The following is a 21,691-nucleotide window of genomic DNA, read 5'->3' as shown; positions in this document are numbered from 1 at the left end:
AATGGGCGCTTGAAGCGCCCATTTTCGTACCTGTCTGGCTCGGGTCTAACCCGCCATGCCCTTGGTCATGGCGTGGGTCATGCCGTCTGCTGGATGCCGGCGATCAGCCAGCCCTCGCCGGCCTTGACCAGATGCCAGATCTCGTCGAAGGCCTCGGCTGCCGGTGCGGCGTCCTCGCGCACCTGGCCGGAGAAGCGTACCGAGACGATCTGCTCGCCGTTCTCGGTGGCGATGTCGACGACGTTGGCGCTCAGCTGCACCACCTCGGTCTGCTGCTTTTGGCTGCCGCGCTCCAGCAGGTCGTGCTGGATGCTGGCGTACATCTGCGGCGTGGTGAAGCGGCGCAGGTCGGCCTGGTCGCCCGCGTCGTTGGCGGCCTGAAGGCGCAGGAAGACCTGCTTGGCGAGCTTCTCGAAGCCTGCGGTGTCGAAATCACCCGGCGCAGCGGCCATCGACGCAGCGGCCGCGGCCGGGGCAGCCTGGGGCGCCCATTCCGGCTGGGCGGCGCGGAAGTTGGCGCCGTTGGCACCGGCCAGTTGCACCTTGGGCTTGGCAAAACGGCGCACCAGGAAGCCGATCACGAAGACCGCGACCATGCCGATCAACACCATCGTCATGATGTTGGCGAGTTCGGCACCGAAGCCGAAGTGGCTGGCCAGCGCGGCCAGGCCCAGGCCGGCCGCGATCCCGGCGATGGGGCCAAGCCAGGAGCGCTTGGGTGCCGCCGCAGCGGGCGCCGCGGCGGGTGCGGCGCCGGCCTGCTTGGCCGGAGCGGCCTGCTGGGCCGGTGGTGTCTGCGGCGTGGTCTGCGTGGGCACGCTGCGCTTGATGCCACCGCCGCCCAGGCGCTTGGCCTCGGCATCGTGGACAGGCAGGGCAATGGCCAGCAGGGCGGCCAGGCTCACAGCGAGGATGCGGTTCATGCAGTCTCCAGAAGAAAGGGAACGAGCCCAGCGTAGCTGAGGCTAGATTCAGGATTTTCAAGCATCTCGAATATCCGCGACGCTTGTTTTTCCGAAGTCTGGCCGCGCCAAAAACTGAATGACGGATGCTGCCGTCGCCTCGGCCGTCTGCAACTGGCCGCCGTCCTTCAGGCCCTGGAAGCGCGCCTGTTCGGGGAAACGGGCGGGGTCGGCAGCGCGCAGCAGCACCTGCATGTCGGTGTCGATGACGCCAGGCGCCAGGGACACGACGCCGACGTCGAGTGCTTCCAGCGCCAGCGCCCGGCTCAGATGGTCCAGCCCCGCCTTGATGGCGCAGTAGGCGGCACTGCCGGCCATGGCGCGGCGGCCCAGGCCGGAGGAGATGTTGAGGATGCGCCGGGTGGGCACGCCGGCCGTCTCGGCCAGGAAGACGCGGCTCAGCAGCGTTGGTGCCTCCAGGCCGACGCGCAGCGCAGCGGACAGCTCCTGCAACTCGGTCGCGGACAGCGGGCCGGGGGCGCTCAGCAGCGCGGCGTTGTTGATCAACGTGGCGCTGGCCCAGCCGGTGTTGGCGCGCAACCAGGCCTGCAGGCGTTCGGCGGCGGGCAGGGGTTCGGCGAGGTCGAGCGTCCATTGCTCGGCCTTGAGTGCCGGGTTGAGCCGGCGCGCGATGCCGATGACGGCGTTGCCGGGCCGGGCCAGTTGTTCGACGAGAGCGGCGCCGAGGCCGCGCGAGCTGCCGGTGACGATGTAGAGGTGCATGGGCCGACTCTAGCGGCCCGCGGCGGTCAAGGTCAGAAGCCGGTGGCCGTGCTGTCGTCGCAGCTCATCTTCAGGAACTTCATCGCGTACTCGACGCGATCGATGAGCTCCGTCTCGCCGCTGAAGGCCAGGTTGGCGGTGAGGTCCTTGCCCTTGAACGACGCCGTCATCTGTGTGCCCTCGGGCGTGCGGGTAAGCGTGACGTTGCGCCAGTCAATCCAGTGCGGCGCCAGCAGTTCGGGCGACGGTTCATAGGTGCCGCTCAGCCTGTGCTCGTAGAGCTGGTCTTTCAGAAAGCCTGGCTTCGTGGTCCGCCAGGTCTGGGTTTCGACCATCTGCTCTTTCTCGTTCACTCGCCACTTGGCCAGCCGCGTCATGCAGGCGTCCGGCTTCTCTTTCGGGCCCAGCGTGTCGATCTCGCTGAGCGTGAACGGCAACAGCTGTTTCTCGATCGGCTTCTGCCACTCCACGGGGTCGTCGAAGAACACGGCGGCGAATTCGACGGTGGTCACCTTGGCCATGTTCCGCACGTAGTTGCGGCGGTTCTGGGCATCGACAAACCAGGTCGTGGCATTGCCTTTCGCGACCAGCGTTGCCAGGAACTTCTGTGCACCGTCGGCGGTCTGCGTGGGCTGCTGGGCCTCGGCCAGCGTCGCGCACAGGGTGCAGCCGAGGACGCTCAGCGTGGCGATCCAGCGCATCTTGTTCATCGAAACTCCGTCAGAAGCCCGTGGCCGTCGTGTCGTCGCAGCTCAGCTTCAGGAACTTCATCGCGTATTCGATACGGTCGGCCAGTTCCGGCTCGCCCGGGACGAAGGCCAGGTTGGCGAGGAAATTCTTTTCCTTGAACGACGCGGTGATCTGCGCGCCATTCGTGCTGCGACTCAGCTTGACGTTGCGCCAGTCGATCCGGTGCGCAGCAGCCAGCTCCGGGGACAGCTCATACAGAATGATTTCTGAATGCAAGATGGGCGTGTCGATCAGGATGCCGGAATCCGTCTCCTGCCAGCCGCGTGTTTCGGTGAGCTGATCCCGCACTTCCCACTTCGTGATGCGGGTCAAACAGGCGTCCTTCTGGCCGCTTGCCGTCTCGCTGTCGATCTCCGTGACGACGAACGGCGCCAACGGCTTCTCTACGGCCCGCTCAGACTTTGTTTCTTCGCTGCCCAGGATGCCGATGTGCGTCGTCGTCCTGGTCGCCTTGCCTCGCACGTGGTTGGTCCGCCCCTGCGCGTCGACAAACCATGCCTGTGCGGCGCCTTTCTTGACCAGGGCGGCCAGGAACCGCTGCGCACCTTCCGCAGTCTGCGCGGCCTGCTGAGCTTGTGCCATGAGCGGCGACACCGCGCAGGCGAGCATGACGAGATGGGCTATCCGTCGCATCTTCTACCTCTGTTGTTCAAGATCTGAATGAAGCCGGCCTGCGGTTCAAGGGGCGGACACGTGCACCTGCACGTTCTCCTTCCAGTTCCCCAGGTTCCGCAACAGCGAACCAAAGTCGTCGCCACTCATGTCGCTGGACCAGCCAGGGCTGGCCGTCAACGGGCCGCGCAGCACGCCGTCGATCGTTTGCTGGCATTGCGACACGAACTGCGCGTAGAGCGGCTCGATGACGCTGGCCGGCGACTGGCCGGCGGGAATGCGAAGCCTCAGCACGTTGGAGTAGCAGGTCGGATGGACGTTGGACTTGCTGCCCTTGGACATGTTGTGCTTGAGCACGGCGGCGTAGGGGGTGGGCGCCCGCTCGGCGGGTTCCGGGCGGGGCGCCGGCGCCTGCACCGCGGCAGGTGTGGCGGGCGTCGTGCGTTGCGGGGCCGCAGCCAGTTGCAGGCGCTGGCGTTCTGCTGCGGCACGCTCACGCAGTGCCCGGTCCGCCGCGTCGGCGGTGGGCTGGGAGGCTTGTGCGGCCTGGYCCGGCTGGCTGTTGCTGGCCACGGTAGTCCCGGCAGGCGGGCGCTGCTGCTGCTGCTGCGCCGTGGCCTGTGGCTGGCGGTAGGGCTGAGGCGGCGCCGCGGCCTGGCGCTGGCGGTCCTGCTCGCGCTGGCGTGCGTCGGCAGCCTGTTGCTGTTGCCGTTGCAGGTTGGCGACGAAGGCCTGTTGCTGGGCGTGCTGCGCCTGGTTCTTCGCGACCTCGTTTTTGAAGGTGTTCAGGCCGCTCATCAGCGCGCCGGCGAAGGCGTCGCTCGATGCGCGCTCTTCGTCCCGTTCCTCTGCGGCACGCTGCGCCGCCATGCGTCTCTCGTGTGCCTCGAGTTCGGCCCGTTGCCGCTGCGCTTCCTGCTGCTGCCGCGCTTCTTCCTGCTGGCGTTTCAGCATTTCGGCCCGCTGCACCTTGTCGCGCGCCATGCCGGCGCGCAGCTTGACAAGGTCTTCGGCAGACAGCGTGCGGGGCGCAGCGACGGGCTCGTCCGTGGCTGCCTCGGGCGCCTGTGCAGCAATGGCGATTTGCGTGGGAGCCACGGGCGCGGAGGCCGGCTCGGCGGCGGATGCCGCCGCAGCGGCGACGGGAGCGCGGACAGGCAGGGAGCCGACCAGTCGCACCAGGGGCGAGGATTGGACAACCCGGCCGTCCTTCAGCTCCACCCTGTCCATCAACAGTGCGTCGCCGTCCAGCCGAACCCGGTGGGGGGTTCCCGCCAAGCGGGCCATGAAGCCGATCGGGTCCCAGACGACGGCGCCGTCGGGTTCGATCGTGCCGGTCCAGGTTTGTTTGCCGTCGACGTTGCGGGCGAGCTTGCCGTCTCCCAGCGAAGAAATCTCGCTGGTTCTCGATTCCGCGCCGAGTGTTTCGATGATGGCCGTCCGGCCACTGTTCCAGCGCCAGGAATAGGTGATGCCACCCTTGTCCGGCGGGCTGGCCAGCTTGGCGCCGATCAACTGGGCGTAGACGCCCCAGACTGCCGGATCTGCGTCCTGTGCTCGCGCGCCAAGTGGCAGCAGACAGGCCACGCTCAGCAGCAAGGCCGCCAGCCTTCTCGTACCGTTCTTCATCGTTCGCTCTGTTTTACCCATTCAGAGTCGCCTCCAACCGCGCGCAATCAAGCGGCGGTCACCCGGGGCGGCATCTTAGGAAAGCAGTGCTGGCGTTCGACCTAGAACTCGGGCGGACAAGTGAAGTAATTGCCGCTTACGCGCAGTTCGTGCGCATGCAGTAGCAAGCGGGGGCTGGCCGCAGCGATGTCGGGCGCCGCGTACAGCGCGTCGCCCAGGATGGCGTGGCCCAGCGCCGCCATGTGTACGCGCAGTTGGTGGGTTCGGCCGGTCAGCGGTTCCAGCGCGACGCGGGTGTGGGGGCCTTCATGCGCCAGCACGCGCCAGCGCGTCTGCGACGGCTTGCCGCTCTCGATGTCGACCTGCCGGCGCGGGCGGTTGGGCCAGTCGGCGCCTATCGGCAGGTCGATGAAGCCCTCGCCATCGAGCCGGCCGGCGACGACGGCGACATAGCGCTTGTCGACCCGTCGTTCGGCGAAGTCGGCGCTGAGCTGGCGTTGCTCATGCACGCCACGCGCGAACAGCAGCAGGCCGGAAGTCGCCTGGTCCAGGCGATGCACGACGAGCGCATCGGGGTAGAGCTGCTGCACGCGGGCGCTGGCGCAGTCGGGCTCGGTGCGGCCCGGCACGCTGAGCATGCCGGCTGGCTTGTCGATGACGACCAGGCGGTCATCGGCATGCAGCACCCGCATCAGCGGCTCGATACGACGATGCCCGCGGCGATCAGCGCGAAGGCCACGCCGTGGTACCAGGCCGGCGCCACGCCCAGCAGGGCCGCCGAGATGATGGCGGCGAACACCGGCGTCAGGTTGACGAAGAAGCCGGCCAGCGCCGGCCCGGCCTCGGCCACGCCCAGGCCCCAGCAGCGATAGGCGATCAGCGAGGGGCCGATGGCGACATAGGCCAGTACCGCGACGAGCGTCGGGCTCCAGTGGATGGCTGCGGGCGCGATGGTCTGCTCCACGCCGGCCGACACCGCCGAAAAGACGACGCCGAACATCAGCTGCGCCATCAGCGACTCGGCCCAGTTCCAGTCCGGCTTTTCACCGGGCCGCATGCCCTTCATCGGCCGCGCCAGCATCCACGAGTAGACGGCCCAGGTGAAGATGGCCACCAGCATCAGCAGGTCGCCCGGCACGAAGTGCACGGCCAGCAGCGCCGCCGGGTCGCCGCGAGCGATGACCAGGGCCACGCCGGCCAGAGACAGCAGCGCGCCGGCGAGCTGGCGGCGGGTCGGTTTCACGCCGTAGAAGAGGGCGCCCACGCCCAGCATCCAGACCGGCATGCTGGCTGTGATGAGGGTGACGTTCAGCGGCGACGAAGTGTGCAGGGCCAGGTATTGCAGCGCGTTGTAGCAACCCATGCCCAAGAAGCCCAGCCAGGCCAGGCTGCGCCAGCGCACCAGCGCCTCGCGCGGCCGCGCCAGCAGCCGCCAGGCCAGCGGCGCCAGCAGCAGGAAGGCAAGGCCCCAGCGCAGCGCGTTCAGCGTCATCGGCGGGATGGCGTCGCGCACCAACCGCCCGACGACGGCATTGCCGGCCCACAGCAGCGGCGGCAGCGTCAACAGCAGGGCAAGGCGTGGGGTCAGCTTCATCAACGGCGGCGCGGCGTGCAAAGGGCTGGCACGATAGCTGACCTTGCAATTGGAGACGTCGCATGAGCGAAAAGGCCGTGGTGATTGAGGCCCCCGGCGGGCCGGAACAACTGAAGCTGGTGGAGGTCGAGGTCGGAGCGCCCGGCCCCGGCGAGATCCGCATCCGCCATGAAGCGGTCGGTCTGAACTACATCGACGTCTATCACCGCAATGGCACCTATCCGCTGCCAGTGCCGGCCCACCTGGGCATGGAGGGCGCGGGCGTCGTCGAGGCGGTGGGCGAGGGCGTCGCCCACCTGCAGCCGGGCGACCGCGCCGCCTATGCCAGCGGGCCGCCCGGCGCCTATGCCACGGCGCGTGTCATGCCCGCCAAGGCCGTGCTGAAGCTGCCCGACGGCATCGCCTTCGAAACGGCGGCGGCCATGATGCTCAAGGGCCTGACGGTGCAATACCTGCTGCGCAAGACGCTGCCTCAGGGCGGGCTGCAGCCGGGCGACCATGTGCTCTTCCATGCGGCGGCCGGCGGTGTCGGCCTGATTGCCTGCCAATGGGCCAGGGCGCTGGGCCTGCAGCTCATCGCCACGGCGGGCAGCGACGAGAAATGCGCCCTCGCGCTGGAACACGGCGCGGCGCACGCCATCAACTACCGCCGCGACACCGACTTCGCGGCTCGCGTGCGCGAGATCACCGGCGGCCGCGGCGTGAAGGTGGTCTACGACTCGGTGGGCGCCGATACCTGGGAGGGCTCGCTGAACAGCCTCGCGCCCTTCGGTCTGCTCGCCAGCTTCGGCGGCGCCTCTGGGCCGGTGCCGCCGGTCAACATCGGCACGCTGGCGGCCAAGGGCTCGCTCTATGTGACGCGGCCGACGCTGTTCACCCACATCGCCACACTGGAAAGCACCCAGGCCATGGGCGACGAACTCTTCGCCGTGGTGGGCAGCGGGCAGGTCAAGCTGCGCATAGACAGGCGGTATGCCCTGGGCGACGTGACCCAGGCGCACCGCGACCTGGAGGCGCGTCTGCTGACGGGCAGCGCCGTGTTGCTGCCCTGAGCAACGAAAAAGCCGGCGCAAAGTCCGGCTTCGTCAGGCGCAAGCTGCTTACCCCGACTCGCGTGGCTTGCCTAGGCGGCCCGCGCTTCAGTTCGTTCGTCGGACAGCGGCTCTGCCAGCCGTTGCGCCACCCGGCCCACGGCAATCTCGAAGCTGAAGCTGGAGCCGACTCCCGGCGCGCTTTCCACAGCCACCGAGCCGCCCATCAGGTCCACCAGGCGCTGCACGATGGTCAGGCCCAGGCCGGTGCCGCCGTAGCGGCGGGTGATGCTGCCATCGGCCTGGGTGAACGGGTCGAATATCTGGCCGATCTGGTCGCGCGTCATGCCGATGCCGGTGTCGGTGACGGCCACGCGCAGCCGCAGCCGTTCGGGGCCATCGTCCGCATCGATGTCGGCGAGCGCGATCTCGACGCGCACTTCGCCGTGCTCGGTGAACTTCAGCGCATTGCCGATCAGGTTGATCAGCACCTGGCGCAGCCGCAACGCGTCGCCCACCAGGTCAGCCGGCACGCCGGCCTGCACGAGGGCATGCAGCTGTATGCCCTTGTCGTGGGCCTGCAACAGCAGCGGCTGCACGGCTTCGCTGAGGCAGCCGTGCAGGCTGAAGGGTTGCTCGTCCATGACGATGCGACCGGCCTCGATCTTGGCCACGTCCAGCACGTCGTTGATGATGGTCATCAAGCCCTTGGCGGATTGGTGGGCCAGGCCAATGAAGCGGCGCTGGCGCTCGGTCAGATCGGTCTGCAGCACGAGTTCGGTCAGGCCCAGCACGCCGTTCATGGGTGTGCGGATCTCGTGGCTCATGTTGGCCAGGAAACTGCTCTTGGCCTGGCTGGCCGCTTCGGCGGCCTCTCGGGCGGCGACGAGTGCGGCCTGGCTGGCCTTGAGGTCGGCGATGTCCCGCGCATTGAGCAGCAGCACCGTGTCGCCGGTGATCGGGTCGCGCATGGGCCGCGCGTCCAGCGCATGCCAGCAGGGGCCGGCCAGCGTCTGCAGTTCGACATCCTGGCGGCAGGCCTCGCCGCGCTGCACGCGGGCAAGGATGCCGGCGGCGTCGTGCCAGTGGGCAAACAGGCGGCTGAACTCGCTGCCACCAGCGGGCGGCGGCGTGTCGCCGAAGGTCATTGCGGCGGCCGGGTTGCGCATCAGCAGGTCACCCCGCTCCAGCGTGAAGACGCCGATGCGCGCGGAGGTGTGCTGCAAGGCCTCGACGCCGCGCAGCATGGAGAGGTCGGCGCCGCCGCCGAGCGAGTCGGCCGCGAACAGCATGACCTGGCGGCGGTCGGGCGTGCGCATGCCGCGCGAGACCAGCATCACCGAGGTGGGTTCGCCCTTGGGGTAGAGGGTCCACAGCTCGCGGACGATCTTGCCCTGGGCGTGGTCGGCCGCCGTGACGGCCAGGCGCTCCTGCACGGCGTCGCCATGCTCGGAGAAGTCGCGCGACAGGAATTCCTCGGCACTGTCGGCATGCCAGAAGCGCAGGGCGGCCGCATTGGCCCACAGGTTGCGCCGATGGTCGGGATCGAAGACCCAGAGGGGGACGTCGAGCCAGTCGTAGTGGCTGAGGCTGGCGAAGTCGAGGAGCATGAGGGACGCAAAATGAGGCCGGTAATTCTCACCTTTTGTCACACCTGAGCGCGTGAACTACTGCACGCGCTTTCCCTGGGTCGGTGCTATTTAGGCCCGTCGCACGCGCCGCAATTCGTCCAGCACCAGCAAGACAGCGCCGACGGTGATGGCGCTGTCGGCCACATTGAAGGCCGGGAAGAACCAGCCGCTTGCGTGGATCTGGATGAAGTCGACGACGTAGCCGTGGATGGCGCGGTCGATGACGTTGCCGATGGCGCCGCCCAGGATGAGGGTCAGCGCCCAGGCGAACAGCTTCTGCTGGCCGTGGCGGCGCAGCATCCAGATGATGAAGACGGCGGCGACCGTGCCCAGACCGATGAAGAACCAGCGCTGCCAGCCCGAGGCGCCATGCAGGAAGCTGAACGCCGCGCCGTAGTTGTGGGCGCGCACGAGGTTGAAGAAGCCGGTGACGGGGCGCACGTCACCCAGTTGGAAGCTGCCGAGGATKAGGATCTTGGTCAACTGGTCGGCGACGATGATCAAGGCGGCGATGAGCAGCCATTGGGCGAGGCCGGGTGCAGAGGAGGAGCGGGAGGGCATGTGCAAGGACGATCAGGCGGGGGCGCCAATGTACCCGGGGCTTGTGGGCGCCGGCTAAGGGGCGTAGAAGTCGAATTCTCCCTTCCCCTTGGAGGACACCATGCGAAAGCGCATCTACTGGCTGTTGCCCGACCTGGGCAGCGCGCGGCGGACGATGGACGAGCTGCTGCTCGCCCGCATCACCGAGCACCACATCCATTTCGTGGCCCAGGAGGGCGCGACCATGGACGGCCTGCACGCGGCCAATGTGCTGCAGACCTCGGACCTCGTCGAGGCGGCCCAGAGCGGCGCGCTGATCGGCTCGGGCCTTGGCGCGGCGGGTGGTGTGGCGGCGTCGTTCGCGTTTGACCCGAGCTCGCCGGCCGCCATCGTCATTGGCATTGCCGCCGTGGGCGCCATGCTGGGCACCTGGTCGTCCAGCATGATCGGCAGCTCCACGCCGAGCCGGCGGCTGCGGCGCTTCGAGCGGGCCATCGGCGAGGGGCAGTACCTGCTCATCGTCGACGTGCCGCGCACACGGGTGGGCGAGATCGAGCGCTTACTCGAGCGCACCCACCCAGAGGCCCACTTCGAGGGGCTTGAACCCAACGTGCCTGCGTTCCCCTGACCGGAGTCAGGCGACGGTGCGGGTCTCGCCGGCGCCGTGCAGGTTGCTGTCGCAACGACCGCACAGCGTCGGGTGGGCGGCGATGCTGCCGACGTCCGAGCGGTAGTGCCAGCAGCGCTCGCACTTGGCGTGGGCGCTGGGCGTGACCGTGACACCCAGTTCTGCGGCCGACACCAGCCTGACCGCCGACGTGATGAAGACGAAGCGCAGGTCGTCGCCCAGGCTGGTGAGGAGCATCTGGTCCTGCTCGTTCACCTTGAGCACAAGCTCGGCCTGCAGCGAGGCGCCGACCGCACCCGTCACGCGCACCGCCTCGATGGCCTTGTTGACCTCGTCGCGGATGGCGTGGATGCGCTGCCACTTGGCCAGCAGGCCTGAGTCGGTCTTGCCGAAGTCCCAGTAGGTCTCGGTGAAGATGCTCTCACCCTTGCCAAAGACTTGCCACGCCTCTTCAGCGGTGAAGCTGAGGAAGGGTGCCATCCAGCGCAGCATGCCGTGCGTGATCTGCCACAGCGCCGTCTGCGCCGAGCGGCGCGCCAGGCTCCTGGGGGCGGTTGTGTAGAGGCGGTCCTTCAGCACGTCCAGGTAGAAGGCGCCGAGGTCCTCGGAGCAGTAGACCTGCAGCTTCGAGACCACCGGGTGGAACTCGTAGCGCTCGAAGTGGGCCAGGATGTCAGTCTGCAGCTCGGCCGCGCGGGCCAGCGCATAGCGGTCGACTTCCAGCAGTTCTGCAGGCGAAACGGCGTCGGTGGCTGGGTCAAAGTCGCTGACGTTGGCGAGCAGGAAGCGCAGCGTGTTGCGCACGCGCCGGTAGCTGTCCACCACGCGGGCAAGGATCTTGTCGTCCAGGCCGAGGTCGCCCGAGTAGTCGGTTGCAGCCGTCCACAGGCGCAGGATCTCGGCGCCGTACTTGTCCGACACGGCCTGCGGCGCGACGACGTTGCCGTCCGACTTGCTCATCTTGCGGCCCTTGCCGTCGACGACGAAGCCGTGGGTCAGCAGGCCCTTGTAGGGCGCACGGCCGTAGAGGGCGCAGGCGATCAGCAGCGAGGAGTGGAACCAGCCGCGGTGCTGGTCGTGGCCTTCCAGATACAAGTCGGCCTCGGGGCCGGTCTCGTGGCCGGCGCCCTTGTGGCTGCCCTTGAGGACATGCTCGAACGTCGAGCCGGAGTCGAACCAAACGTCGAGGATGTCCTGACCCTTGGTGTACTGCGCGGCCTCGTCGCCCAGCCATTCGGTGGCGTCGAGCTTGGACCAGGCCTCGATGCCGTTGGCCTCCACGAGCTGCGCGGCGCGCTCGATGAATTCCAGCGTGTTCGGGTGCGCCTCGCCCGTGTCCTTGTGCAGGAAGATGGGCAGTGGCACGCCCCAGCTGCGCTGGCGCGAGATGCACCAGTCGGGTCGGCCGGCGATCATGTCGTGCAGGCGAGCGCGGCCGTTCTCGGGATAGAAGCTGGTGGCTTCGATGGCGGCCAGCGCAGTCTTGCGCAGGCTGTCGGGTGCCTTGTCCTGCGTGAACAAGCCGTCGCCATCGTCCATGCGCACGAACCACTGGGCGGCGGCGCGGTAGATGACGGGCGACTTGTGGCGCCAGCAGTGCGGGTAGCTGTGGGTCAGCTTCGACTGCGCCATCAGCCGGCCAGCATCCAGCAGCGTCTGCGTGACGACGGCGTTGGCCTTCCAGATGTGCTGGCCGCCGAACAGCGGCAGGTCTGCCGCGTAGGCGCCGTTGCCCTGCACAGGGTTCAGGATGTCGTCAAAGGCCAGGCCATGGGCGACGCAGGACTGGAAGTCGTCCAGGCCGTAGGCGGGCGCGGAGTGGACGACACCGGTGCCGTCTTCGGCCGTCGCGTAGTCGGCCAGGTAGACCGGGCTTTCGCGGTCGTAGCCAGGATCGACGTGGGCCAGCGGGTGCTTGAACTTCAGCAGCTCCAGCGCGCGGCCCGGCGTCGTCGCGACGACGCTGCCTTCCAGCTGCCAACGCGCCAGGCACTTCTCCACCAGCGCCTCGGCGACGACGAAGAATCCCTTGGGCGTGTCGACCAGCGCGTAGGGCAGCTCGGGGTTGAGGTTGAGCGCCTGGTTGGCGGGGATGGTCCAGGGCGTCGTCGTCCAGATGACGGTGAACGCTTCCTTGTTGAGCGGTGCGACGCCGAACGCGGCGGCCAGCTTCTCGGGCTCGGCGGACAGGAAGGCCACGTCGACAGCAGGCGACTGCTTGTCCGCGTACTCGATCTCGAACTCCGCCAGCGACGAGCCGCAGTCGAAGCACCAGTAGACGGGCTTCAACCCACGGTAGACGAAGCCGCGCTCGAACATGCGTTTGAGCACGCGGATCTCGCCGGCCTCGTTGGCGAAGTTCATCGTGCGATAGGGGTTGTCCCACTCGCCCAGCACGCCCAGGCGCTTGAAGTCCGCGCGTTGGCCGTCGATCTGCTCGGTGGCGTAGGCGCGGCTCTTGGCCTGCACTTCGTCGCGCGGCAGGCCGCGGCCGAAGGTCTTCTCGATCTGGTTCTCGATGGGCAGGCCGTGGCAGTCCCAGCCGGGGATGTAGGCCGCGTCGAAGCCCGCCAGCTGGCGCGCCTTGACGATCATGTCCTTCAGGATCTTGTTGGCGGCGTGGCCGATGTGGATCTGGCCGTTGGCATAGGGCGGGCCGTCGTGCAGCACGAACTTGGGCGCGTTGCAGCGGGCGTCGCGCAGTCGCTTGTACAGGCCTTGCTCTTCCCAGGCCTTGACCCAGCCCGGCTCGCGCTTGGGCAGGTCGCCGCGCATCGGGAAGGGCGTGTCGGGCAGGTTGAGCGTGGAACGGTAGTCAGGCGTGGTCATGGCATGCGGCCAGGCGGCAAGCCTGGCGGTCGAAAAACGGGGGAGGGCGGACGAAGAGCGGCGGGGAGCCGCTTCAAATTCGGTCGCGTGTGGTCTGGCGGCGCTGGGCCGCGTGCGTGGCCTGGAAGGCGCGAGCTGCTTCTGTGTCCGCCGCGATGGCGGCCGTGAGCGCATCCAGCCCGTCGTACTTGGCTTCGTCGCGAAGTTTGTGCAGCAGTTCCACGCGGGCGAGTTTACCGTAGCCCCCCTCTGGGCTCAGGGGCCAGTCCAGGCAGTGGACCTCCAGCAGCACGCGGCCGGCGTCCTCGATGGTGGGGCGTCGACCGAGGCTGGCGACGCCCGGTAGCGGCTCGGCCGCCAGGCCGTGCACCAGGACCGCGAAGATGCCGCTGGCCGCCGGCTTGTCATGCTCGAAGCGCAGGTTCAGCGTGCGGAAACCATCGGCGGCGCCGGGCGCCGTCTCGCCCAGTTGGCGGCCCAGCTTGCGGCCGTGCGTGACATGACCCGAAATGGCATAGGGCCGGCCCAGCAGCGCGGCGGCAGCGACCATGTCGCCTAATGCCAGCGCCTCGCGCACGGCAGAACTGCTGACGCGCAGGCCGTGCACCTCGTAGCTCATCATGCGGGCGACGTCAAAGCCACGCGCCTGGCCCGCGGCGTCGAGCGTCGCGTAGTCGCCCTGGCGCTTGGCGCCGAAGCGGAAGTCGTCGCCGACCAGCACGTAGCGCGCGCCCAGGCCCTCGATGAGCACCTGGCGGATGAAGTCCTGCGCCGGCAGCGAGGCCAGCGCCTCGTCAAAGCGCAGGATGACCACCTGATCGACGCCGCAGCGCTCCAGCTCCACCAGCTTGTCGCGCAGGTTGGCGATGCGGGCGGGGGCCAACTCGGGTTTACCGGCTTTGGCGGCAAAGAAATCGCGGGGATGCGGCTCGAAAGTCAGCACGCAAGTCGGAAGGCTTCTGTGGCGGGCCTCGGACTGCAGCAGCGCCAGCATGGCCTGGTGGCCGCGGTGCACGCCGTCGAAGTTGCCGATGGTCAGCGCGCAGGCGGGTGCGATGTCGGGGTGGCGAAAACCTCTGAAAACTCGCATGCGGCCTATTGTCCCCAGACCTCGGCCGGGCTGGCGATCCAGCGCCATTGCCCTGGGGCGAGGTCGGCCGGCAGCGTCAGCGCCCCGAACTGCGGCCGGTGCAAGGCCTCGACGCGGTTGCCGACGGCCGCGACCATGCGCTTGACCTGGTGGTACTTGCCCTCGATGAGAGTCAGCCGCAGCAGCGTCTCGTCGACGATCTCGGCGCCCTCGGCATGCGTGATCTCGCTGCCCGGCTTGCCTTCGGCCTCGCGCAGTTCCACGCCGGTCTTCAGCCGCTCGATCATCTCGGCCGTCAGCGGATGCTTGCAGCGGGCCTCGTAGACCTTGGGCACATGGTGCTTGGGCGAGGTGAGCTTGTGGATCAGCGTGCCGTCGTCGGTCAGCAGCAGCAGGCCGGTGGTGTCTTCATCCAGCCGGCCAATGGGCTGCACACCGCGCTCGCGCAGCGGCCGCGGCAGCAGGCTGAGCACACTGGGGTGGTGCTTGGGCTTTTGCGAACACTCATAGCCGGCGGGCTTGTTCAGCAGGATCAGCGCCTTGTCGAAGACCGGCCATTCCAGGCCGTCGACCGTGAAGCGCAGGCCGTCGGTCTCGAACTCGGTGTTGGGTTCTTCAACCACCTCGCCATTGACGGTGACCTCGCCGTTCCAGACCAACCCGGCGCACAGGCGCCGCGTCCCGAAGCCCTGGCTGAACAGGATCTGAGAGAGCTTCTGCTTCACTTGGCCGGGGGCTTGGCTGGCTGCACCGTGCCGCAGTCGGCGCCCAGCCAGCGGCCTTCGCCGCTGATCTTGGTCGTTTCCGTCTTGCCCTGTCGTTGGCTGCGAATGGTGACGTCGTTGGTGAAGCCCTCGCTGCCGCGCAGCGTGACGACGGCGTCGCCCTCGGAGGCGGGATTCGTGCAGACGAAGTGTGTCTGGATGACGTTGCCGCTGCGCTTGGACTCTTGCGTGCAGTTGCCCTGCTGAGCGACCGGCGCCTGGTTGCGCTCGGCCTGCTCCTTGGTGATGCAGGTCTTCACCGTGATGACGCCGCCGGCCATGCTCACGTTGACGCCCTTCTGGGCCATCATCTGCTCCATCATCTTGCGCTGCTCGGGCGGCATGCTCTCCATGGCCTTTTGCGCCTGGGCCATCTGGGCCTGGCGTGCCGGGTCGAGCTGGGGCGATTGTTTGAACTCCCACAGCCCGGGCTTGATGGTCTGGGCTTGACTGGAAATGGGGGATAGGCCGGCCAAACCGGCCAGCAGGAATGCGGCGTACTTCATGGGGTGACCTCCACGGTCAGGCGAACACCCCCGCAGTGTCCTGCATCCGGGCGCTGACCTCGCCGAGATGATGGAGCGTGTCGCCCCACTGCATCTCCATGACGGTCAGGCGCTTGAAGTAGTGGCTGCCGACGTATTCATCCGTCACACCGATGCCGCCGTGCAGCTGTGTGCACTGCTGGCCGACGAAGCGCATGGCGTTGCCGAGCTGCACCTTGGCCTGCGACAGCGCGCGGCGGCGCACCGCCGGCACTTCGCCCAGGCGCAACGTGGCGTAGTAGCTCATGGAGCGGGCCAGTTCGAGCTGCATCTTCACGTCGGCGATGCGGTGCTTGAGCGCCTGGAAGCTGGAGATCACGACGCCGAACTGCTTGCGCGTGTTCATGTATTCGACCGTCAGCGCCAAGTATTTCTCCATGACGCCAATCGCTTCGGCGGCTTGCGCGGCGATGCCGATGTCCGCCGCCAACTCCAGCAGCATGAGGCCTTGGTCGGGGCCGGCGATGAGCTGCGCGGGCGTGTTGTCGAAGTGGACTTCGGCAGCCCTGGAGCCGTCGTAGATCGAATAGGGCCGTGTCTGCACGCCGGCCGCCGAATGCTCGACGAGATAGAGGGCCACGCCATGCGGCGCGTCGTCGGTGCCGGCGACGCGGGCCGGCACGATGAAGGCGTCAGCGACGTCGCCAGCGGGCACCAGGCTCTTCACGCCGGTCAGCTTGCCGTCGACGGCGCGTGTCGCGACCCGGTTCAGGCGGTAGCGCGACTTGGCTTCCTGGTGGGCCAGCACGACCAGCGCCTCGCCGCCGGCAATGCGCGGCAGCCAGGCGGCCTGCAGATCGTCGGGTGCGTGGCCCAGCAGGGCTGGGGCGATCAGTGCGCCCTGGGCCACCGGCTCCATCACGAGGCCGCGGCCGAGTTCTTCCATGACCACCATGGCTTCGACGGCACCGAAACCCAGGCCCCCATGGGCCTCGGGCACGGCCAGCGCGGTCAGGCCCAGGCCAGCCAGGCCGTCCCAAGCGRCGCGGTCGAAGCCACCGGCTCTTTCGATCCGCACGCGGCGTTCAAACGTGTAGTCCTTCTCCACGAAACGGCGCACGGCGTCGCGCAGGGCTTCCTGGTCTTCAGAGAAATCGAAATCCATGTTCTTGTCTCCCGCTCAGCCAAGCACCGTCTGCGCGACGATGTTGCGTTGCACTTCGTTCGAGCCGCCGTAGATCGTCGTCTTGCGGACGTTCAGGTAGTTGCCGGTCAACGGAATGGCGTGCGACGCGCCGCCGATCCAGGCGCCACCCAGCCACTGGTCGCCCTGCCAGCCGGCCTCCATGGCCTCGAGGATGTAGGGCAGGGCCAGCGGGCCGCCGGCCAGCATCATCAGCTCGGTATAGCGCTGCTGCAGCTCGCTGCCGCGGATCTTCAAGAGGCCCGCGACGTCCAGCGGCTGCTTGCCTGTGCGCTCTCCGGACAGCACGCGCAGCACCATCATTTCCAGCGCGACGATGTCGACCTCGCACAGCGCGATCTGGTCGCGAAAGCGCTGGTCGTCCATCAGGCCCCCGGCCTTGGCGATGCGCTTGAGCCGCTCCAGCTCACGCTTGGCGCGGTTCACGTCGGCGATGTTGGTGCGCTCATGCGAGAGTAGGTGCTTGGCGTAGGTCCAGCCCTTGTTCTCCTCACCGATCAGGTTCTCGGCCGGCACCTCGACGTTGTCGAACCAGACCTCGTTCACCTCGTGCTCGCCGTCCAGCATGATGATGGGCTTGACGCTGACGCCGGGCGTGGTCATGTCGATCAAGAGGAAGCTGATGCCGGTCTGCGGCTTGCCTTCAGAGGACGTGCGCACGAGGCAGAAGATCCAGTCACCGTACTGGCCCAGCGTCGTCCAGGTCTTCTGGCCGTTGACGATGTACTTGTCGCCCTGGCGTTCCGCGCGGCATTTCAGCGAGGCCAGGTCCGAGCCCGAACCCGGCTCGCTGTAGCCCTGGCTCCACCAGACCTCGCCGCTCATGATGCCGGGCAGGAAGCGCTGCTGCTGCTCCGGTGTGCCGAAGGCCATGATGACCGGCGCCACCATGACCGGACCGAAGGGCACGATGCGCGGCGCGCAGGCGAGGGCGCATTCCTCTTCGAACAGATGGCGCTGCACGGCGTTCCAGCCCGGGCCGCCGAACTGCGTGGGCCAGGCCCAGCCATGCCAGCCCTTGGCGCCGAGGATCCTGGCCCAGCGTTGCAGGTCGTCCTTGTTCAGGCGCAGCGAGTGGCGCACCTTGTGGGCGATGTCGGCCGGCAGGTTGGCGCGCACCCATTCGCGCACCTCGGCGCGGAAGGCCAGCTCCGCATCGGTGAAGTTGAGGTCCATGTCTCGCGTTTGGTGATGTGAATGCCGCACGTTTTAGCACGGTCGTTCGCATCTTTGCTGTCCGGCCAGAGACAGTTCAGCGATGTCAGAGCCGGAAAGCAAAAGGCACTCCGAAGAGTGCCTTTCATGGAGATCGAAGCCAGTGATCAGGCGGCGATCTTGGCCTTGCGGCGGCGCAGGCCGGCCACGCCGAGCAGTGCAACGCTGGTCAGGGCCAGCGTGGCCGGCTCGGGCGTCTTGCTGGTCGTGCCGCCGCAGACACCTTGCGCATTGATTGAGCTGGTGCACTTCGCGCCCGCCACGGCGTAGAGCTTGAAATAGTCGTTGCCGTTGTCCAGCGAGCCCCGAGTTTCGCCAGCAGCCGAGGAAAAGCCGGTGTTGTACGCACTGATCATCCACCAGCTCGAAGTCTTCTGGCCCGAGTTCACGAGGTTGTAAGCGGGGTTTGTATCGGTGACCATGTCGCCATAGGTGCCCACGAGTTCCCACCCGGCCATCGCGGCAGCGCCTTGACCAATGAGGGCAGTCGGGTTGCCCGTCGGCGTGGTTCCTGCGGCGCCGGTMCAGCGGAACAGCGCGACGTCAACCTGGACATTGGTCGTGTAAGACAAAGTCGTGCCAGCAGCGCACTCTGCCGTCGCCGCCGCGCCGGCAGACGTTACGCAGCCATTACCCTTGGCGGTATATCCGAGGCCGATGCTGGACAGCACGACGCTACTAGAGCCAAAGTTCAGCAGAACGGCTTCCGTGTTGCCGGCGTTGTCCAGCGCGTGAGTCGGCTGCGGGCCATCGGTACCCGTCGACATGCCTTGGCCGTTGCCGCTGTACCAGGTCAAAGCGCCAGCACTCCAGTTGCCGCCAACGACGCCTGACGTGTTTGCGGCATAGACACCGCTCAGGGATACGGCCGGATCGCCTGCATTGGTGCCGGCCAAGCCAGTGACATTGGCTTGATCGAAGGTCCAAACCGCGTGTGCGCTCGTCGACAGCAGTGCAGCGCAGGCGCCCAGGGCCATCAAGCTCCAGCGGATATTTCGAATCTTCATAGTTATTCCTTCGTTTTGTGCCTGTTGGCGCAGAAGTTCTCGAAACGTTATTAGCAAACTCGGTGCCAGACCGAAAAACCTTTGCCTAACAACGGTTTATTGAAAACCACCGGGACCGACGTGAGAGATTGTAAGGAACCTCGACAGCCTAGGGGGTGGGCCTGGCCCCCTTAGTTGAGGGTGGAAAGCAGCTGTTTGGCTTCAGCGGCCGTGGCGAAGTTGGCGTTGCCGCGCAGCGCGCCGTTGAGTTCCTCCCGAGCCTCTCCTTTACGGCCGGCCTGGGCCAGTACAGCAGCGAGGTGATAGCGGATGTCGGAGTTGTCCGGCGCACGCAAGCGGGCGTCGCGCAGGAGCTGCAAGGCGCGGTCTGCCTTGCCGGCGCGGTGGTAGGCCCATCCGGCGGTGTCCAGCAGCACTGGGTTTCGGGGGTCGTTCTTCAATGCCCGTTCGGCGATGTCGACGGCGCCAGGATCCTTGAGCTCGATCAACACGTTGGCGAGGTTGTTCAGCACGCCGGTGTTCGAGGGGCTGACTTTTAGGGCGGCTTCGTACTGCTTGCGCGCACCGGCGAAGTCGCCGCTTCGGACGAGCAATTCGGCCATCGAAGTGCGGACGATGACGTCGGTCGGGTTTTTCCTGAGCCAGGTCTCGGCCGACTCGAGGGCGGCCTTCTGATTGCCTTGTGAGGCTTGAGCGCGCATCAGGCGCGTCAACGTCGTCGCGGATTTGTCGATGTCGTGGGCCTTGCGCAGTGCTTCCAGCGCTGCGGCGTTTTGGTTGCGGCGCATGGCCGCCTCGGCCAGCAGGTTGTAGCCCAGCGCAGACTTCGGATTGGCATCGATGACCTGACGGGCGCGCTGCTCGGCCTGGGCCGAATTGCCCTGGGCCAACTCGACGCTGGACAGCATGGCCACCGCCGCCGTGTCGTTGGGGGTGCCGCTGAGTGCTTTTTCGAGGGTGTAGGCCGCACCCTTCAGATCCTGGGCCAACACCTGCTGGCGAGCGACCGCGACCAGGCGTGGCGTGTCGAAGGCGGCGCGGCGGGCGGCGTTGGTGAGGGTGCTCTTGGCGCCGGCGGGGTCGCCATTGGCGAGCTGGGCCGCTGCATAGGCCTGCAGGGCCTCGACGTCTTCGGGCAGCTTGGACAGCAACACCTTGGCCGCCTCGACGGCGCGGGCCGGTTGCCCCTTGCGCAGATGCCAGGCGACGAGCGCGAAGTTGGAGCGTGTCTCGCGCGCGCTGCTGGCCGCAGCGGCGCTTTCCAGCCACTTCAGAGCTTCGTCGTCCCTGCCGCGCAACTCGCTGACCAGAGCCAGCTCGAAGAGCAGGTTCACGTTGCGTTCGTCGTCCTTGAGTGCGCCCTTGAGGCGCTTCTCGGCCGCGTCGAAGTTGCCTGTCACGGCGTCGATGCGGGCCAGGCCGAGCTTGGCTTCCAACTGCTTCGGGTCCAGCTTCAGTGCCTTTTCGTAGCCGGCTCGGCCGCCCGCGTAGTCGCGCGCCTGCGTCTTGGCATAGGCCTGCACCATCAGCACGGTGGCGTTGTTGGGGTTGGCGCGGGCCAGGGATTCAGCCACGGCCAAGGCCTTGGCGGGTTGGTTGTCACGCAGATGGACCGTGACCAGGGCGAGGCCGGCAAAGGTCTGCTTCGGATCGGCCTTGTAGGCCTTGGCGAGCTGGTCTTCGGCCAGGACGGCTTGGCCGGACTGCAGCAGCGACAGGCCCAGCGCGGTGCGGTACTCGGCAGAGTCCTTGGCCTTGAGCGCGTCCTGCATGAGCTGCACGGCGCGTGCATGGCGGCCCTGGCGCATGTGGGCGTTGGCCAGCATCAGCAGGGCCTGGCCGTCGCCTGGGCGGGCCTTCACGTAGCCTTCAAGCAGCTCGACGGCGCGGTTGACGTTGGGCTCGGCCAGCGCCRCCTGGGCCAGCAGCTTGATGAGTGGGCTGCCGGGCTGCTGGCGCGAGGCGAGTTCCAGGAAGGGCTTGGCCTTCTCCAACTCGCCCAGGCCGTAGTGGGACAGGCCGTTGAGCATCAGCAATTGGGTGCGGTAGCGGATGAACTCGATGGGGACGGGGTCCAGCAGGTCGGTGACCTTCTTGAGTGCGGCCCTGGACGTCGCCATGTCGCCGGCGCGTTCGGCCAGCACGGCGCGARGATAAGCACCGCGCGGGTCGTTGGGTTTGAGGGTCTGCAGTTCGTTGACTTCGGCCAGCGCGTCGGCGTCGCGGTTCAGGTCGAGCAGAAGACCGGCGCGCGCGAGGTGGGATTCAGCATGCTTGGGCTGGACCTTGATCGCACGTTCGTAGCCGGCCAACGCCTGGGCGATCTGGCTGCTGGCATGGTAGATGGAGGCCTTGTGGTACAGCACCTCGGCGTTGTCGGGGGAGAGCTTGAGGGCCTGATCGGCAGCGGCCATTGCCTCGGGGAACTGGCGGCTTCGCACGCGCAGCGGCACCTCGGCGAGCCAGCTGTTGGTGTCGCTCGCGTTTAGCGCCCGCGCCTCCGCGACGCTTGCCAGCGCGGCCTTGGTGTCGCCCATGTCGGACTGGGCTGCGGCGCGCTCGACCAGCAACTGCTGCTGGATCCCCAGCGGCAGGCCGGCGGGCTGGAGGCGGGGGTCTTCCAGCATCTGCGGCTGCTTGCCCTGGGCGTTCATGGCCATGGCCAGCGCTACGGCGATCTCGGCGCGGTTGACGCCCAGGCGGATGGCTTCGCCGAGCTGGAACTCGGCGGCTGCCGGCTGGCTGTCTGCCAGCAAGGCCTTGCCGAGCAGCACATGGACCGGCAACTGGCTCTTGTCGGCCTGCAGCGCGTTCTTCAGCTGGATGATGGTGCCGGGAATGTCGTGCTTCTCGTAGCGCTGCAGCGCGTCTTCATAGAAGCGCGAGGCCTTGGCGGCGTCCTGGGCGTGAACGGCCGGCGCTGCAGCGATCAGCAAGGCGGCCAGCAGGCCGGAGAGCGAGGCGGTTTGACGAGTCATCGAGGCTGGCTGCTGGTAG

General features: G+C 67.6%; 19 protein-coding genes. 2 read left to right on the top strand and 17 right to left on the bottom strand.

Annotation, left to right across the window (positions count from 1 at the left end):
• Window positions 1–77 precede the first annotated feature (77 nt).
• The 7 genes from ACXRVZ_RS14740 to ACXRVZ_RS14710 form a co-directional block, all read right to left on the bottom strand.
• The gene (locus ACXRVZ_RS14740; RefSeq protein WP_457424613.1) at window positions 78–923 is read right to left on the bottom strand and encodes a Tim44 domain-containing protein; all 846 of its coding nucleotides are present in this window, start codon (window positions 921–923) and stop codon (window positions 78–80) included.
• A gap of 57 nt (window positions 924–980) precedes the next feature.
• Entirely contained in the window at window positions 981–1,685 is a 705-nt protein-coding gene (locus ACXRVZ_RS14735; protein WP_457424611.1) for an SDR family NAD(P)-dependent oxidoreductase, read from the bottom strand.
• A 32-nt stretch (window positions 1,686–1,717) separates the two neighbouring features.
• The gene (locus tag ACXRVZ_RS14730; RefSeq protein WP_457424609.1) at window positions 1,718–2,395 is read right to left on the bottom strand and encodes a hypothetical protein; all 678 of its coding nucleotides are present in this window, start codon (window positions 2,393–2,395) and stop codon (window positions 1,718–1,720) included.
• 10 nt (window positions 2,396–2,405) lie between these two features.
• Window positions 2,406–3,068 carry a hypothetical protein gene (locus tag ACXRVZ_RS14725; protein WP_457424607.1) on the bottom strand — a complete coding sequence of 221 codons (663 nt, stop codon included), beginning with the start codon at window positions 3,066–3,068 and terminating at the stop codon, window positions 2,406–2,408.
• Window positions 3,069–3,113: 45 nt separating this feature from the next.
• Window positions 3,114–4,676 carry a hypothetical protein gene (locus ACXRVZ_RS14720; protein ID WP_458232527.1) on the bottom strand — a complete coding sequence of 521 codons (1,563 nt, stop codon included), beginning with the start codon at window positions 4,674–4,676 and terminating at the stop codon, window positions 3,114–3,116.
• Window positions 4,677–4,777: 101 nt separating this feature from the next.
• The gene (locus tag ACXRVZ_RS14715; RefSeq protein WP_457424603.1) at window positions 4,778–5,368 is read right to left on the bottom strand and encodes an RluA family pseudouridine synthase; all 591 of its coding nucleotides are present in this window, start codon (window positions 5,366–5,368) and stop codon (window positions 4,778–4,780) included.
• Window positions 5,368–6,270: a DMT family transporter gene (locus ACXRVZ_RS14710; protein ID WP_458232526.1), complete on the bottom strand. Its 903-nt coding sequence runs from the start codon at window positions 6,268–6,270 to the stop codon at window positions 5,368–5,370. The genes ACXRVZ_RS14715 and ACXRVZ_RS14710 overlap by 1 nt, the downstream gene beginning before the upstream one ends.
• Before the next feature lie 62 nt (window positions 6,271–6,332).
• Between ACXRVZ_RS14710 and ACXRVZ_RS14705 the strand changes: the two genes are divergently transcribed.
• On the top strand, window positions 6,333–7,322 hold the full coding sequence (locus ACXRVZ_RS14705; RefSeq protein WP_457424599.1) for a quinone oxidoreductase family protein: 990 nt from the start codon (window positions 6,333–6,335) through the stop codon (window positions 7,320–7,322).
• Window positions 7,323–7,393: 71 nt separating this feature from the next.
• On the opposite strand, the gene ACXRVZ_RS14700 is transcribed toward ACXRVZ_RS14705, so the two are convergent.
• Window positions 7,394–8,911: an ATP-binding protein gene (locus ACXRVZ_RS14700; protein WP_457424597.1), complete on the bottom strand. Its 1,518-nt coding sequence runs from the start codon at window positions 8,909–8,911 to the stop codon at window positions 7,394–7,396.
• 90 nt (window positions 8,912–9,001) lie between these two features.
• Complete coding sequence (lspA, locus tag ACXRVZ_RS14695; RefSeq protein WP_457424595.1) at window positions 9,002–9,493, bottom strand: signal peptidase II; 492 nt, start codon at window positions 9,491–9,493, stop codon at window positions 9,002–9,004.
• A gap of 100 nt (window positions 9,494–9,593) precedes the next feature.
• Between lspA and ACXRVZ_RS14690 the strand changes: the two genes are divergently transcribed.
• Entirely contained in the window at window positions 9,594–10,100 is a 507-nt protein-coding gene (locus tag ACXRVZ_RS14690; protein WP_457424593.1) for a DUF1269 domain-containing protein, read from the top strand.
• 6 nt (window positions 10,101–10,106) lie between these two features.
• Here ACXRVZ_RS14690 and ileS read toward each other — a convergent pair whose 3' ends face one another.
• The 8 genes from ileS to prsT form a co-directional block, all read right to left on the bottom strand.
• A complete protein-coding gene (gene ileS, locus ACXRVZ_RS14685; RefSeq protein WP_457424591.1) occupies window positions 10,107–12,929 on the bottom strand; it encodes an isoleucine--tRNA ligase in 2,823 nt (940 codons plus the stop codon).
• A 73-nt stretch (window positions 12,930–13,002) separates the two neighbouring features.
• The gene (locus ACXRVZ_RS14680) at window positions 13,003–14,019 is read right to left on the bottom strand and encodes a bifunctional riboflavin kinase/FAD synthetase (protein ID WP_457424589.1); all 1,017 of its coding nucleotides are present in this window, start codon (window positions 14,017–14,019) and stop codon (window positions 13,003–13,005) included.
• A gap of 5 nt (window positions 14,020–14,024) precedes the next feature.
• On the bottom strand, window positions 14,025–14,744 hold the full coding sequence (locus ACXRVZ_RS14675) for a pseudouridine synthase (protein ID WP_457424587.1): 720 nt from the start codon (window positions 14,742–14,744) through the stop codon (window positions 14,025–14,027).
• Entirely contained in the window at window positions 14,741–15,289 is a 549-nt protein-coding gene (locus ACXRVZ_RS14670; RefSeq protein WP_457424585.1) for a DUF3617 domain-containing protein, read from the bottom strand. Before ACXRVZ_RS14670 ends, ACXRVZ_RS14675 begins: the two co-directional genes overlap by 4 nt.
• Window positions 15,290–15,305: 16 nt before the next feature.
• A complete protein-coding gene (locus ACXRVZ_RS14665) occupies window positions 15,306–16,433 on the bottom strand; it encodes an acyl-CoA dehydrogenase family protein (RefSeq protein ID WP_458232525.1) in 1,128 nt (375 codons plus the stop codon).
• Between the two features lie 15 nt (window positions 16,434–16,448).
• Window positions 16,449–17,648: an acyl-CoA dehydrogenase family protein gene (locus tag ACXRVZ_RS14660; protein ID WP_457424581.1), complete on the bottom strand. Its 1,200-nt coding sequence runs from the start codon at window positions 17,646–17,648 to the stop codon at window positions 16,449–16,451.
• Window positions 17,649–17,794: 146 nt separating this feature from the next.
• Window positions 17,795–18,694: a PEP-CTERM sorting domain-containing protein gene (locus ACXRVZ_RS14655; protein WP_458232524.1), complete on the bottom strand. Its 900-nt coding sequence runs from the start codon at window positions 18,692–18,694 to the stop codon at window positions 17,795–17,797.
• Window positions 18,695–18,864: 170 nt separating this feature from the next.
• Window positions 18,865–21,672, bottom strand: a complete 2,808-nt coding sequence (gene prsT / locus ACXRVZ_RS14650; protein ID WP_458232523.1) for an XrtA/PEP-CTERM system TPR-repeat protein PrsT — start codon at window positions 21,670–21,672, stop codon at window positions 18,865–18,867.
• Window positions 21,673–21,691 lie beyond the last annotated feature (19 nt).

Source organism: Roseateles sp. P5_E8 (assembly GCF_054177665.1).
This window is presented reverse-complemented; position numbering and strand designations above follow the sequence as displayed.

Bases quoted from the DNA above. Each gene is read 5' to 3' on its own strand.
- ACXRVZ_RS14705 (WP_457424599.1), top strand. From the start codon at position 6,333: ATGAGCGAAAAGGCCGTGGTGATTGAGGCCCCCGGCGGGCCGGAACAA.
- ACXRVZ_RS14680 (WP_457424589.1), bottom strand. From the start codon at position 14,019: ATGCGAGTTTTCAGAGGTTTTCGCCACCCCGACATCGCACCCGCCTGC.
- ACXRVZ_RS14690 (WP_457424593.1), top strand. From the start codon at position 9,594: ATGCGAAAGCGCATCTACTGGCTGTTGCCCGACCTGGGCAGCGCGCGG.
- ACXRVZ_RS14740 (WP_457424613.1), bottom strand. From the start codon at position 923: ATGAACCGCATCCTCGCTGTGAGCCTGGCCGCCCTGCTGGCCATTGCC.
- ACXRVZ_RS14735 (WP_457424611.1), bottom strand. From the start codon at position 1,685: ATGCACCTCTACATCGTCACCGGCAGCTCGCGCGGCCTCGGCGCCGCT.
- ileS (WP_457424591.1), bottom strand. From the start codon at position 12,929: ATGACCACGCCTGACTACCGTTCCACGCTCAACCTGCCCGACACGCCC.
- ACXRVZ_RS14710 (WP_458232526.1), bottom strand. From the start codon at position 6,270: ATGAAGCTGACCCCACGCCTTGCCCTGCTGTTGACGCTGCCGCCGCTG.
- ACXRVZ_RS14670 (WP_457424585.1), bottom strand. From the start codon at position 15,289: ATGAAGTACGCCGCATTCCTGCTGGCCGGTTTGGCCGGCCTATCCCCC.
- ACXRVZ_RS14660 (WP_457424581.1), bottom strand. From the start codon at position 17,648: ATGGACCTCAACTTCACCGATGCGGAGCTGGCCTTCCGCGCCGAGGTG.
- ACXRVZ_RS14725 (WP_457424607.1), bottom strand. From the start codon at position 3,068: ATGCGACGGATAGCCCATCTCGTCATGCTCGCCTGCGCGGTGTCGCCG.
- ACXRVZ_RS14730 (WP_457424609.1), bottom strand. From the start codon at position 2,395: ATGAACAAGATGCGCTGGATCGCCACGCTGAGCGTCCTCGGCTGCACC.
- ACXRVZ_RS14700 (WP_457424597.1), bottom strand. From the start codon at position 8,911: ATGCTCCTCGACTTCGCCAGCCTCAGCCACTACGACTGGCTCGACGTC.
- ACXRVZ_RS14715 (WP_457424603.1), bottom strand. From the start codon at position 5,368: ATGCGGGTGCTGCATGCCGATGACCGCCTGGTCGTCATCGACAAGCCA.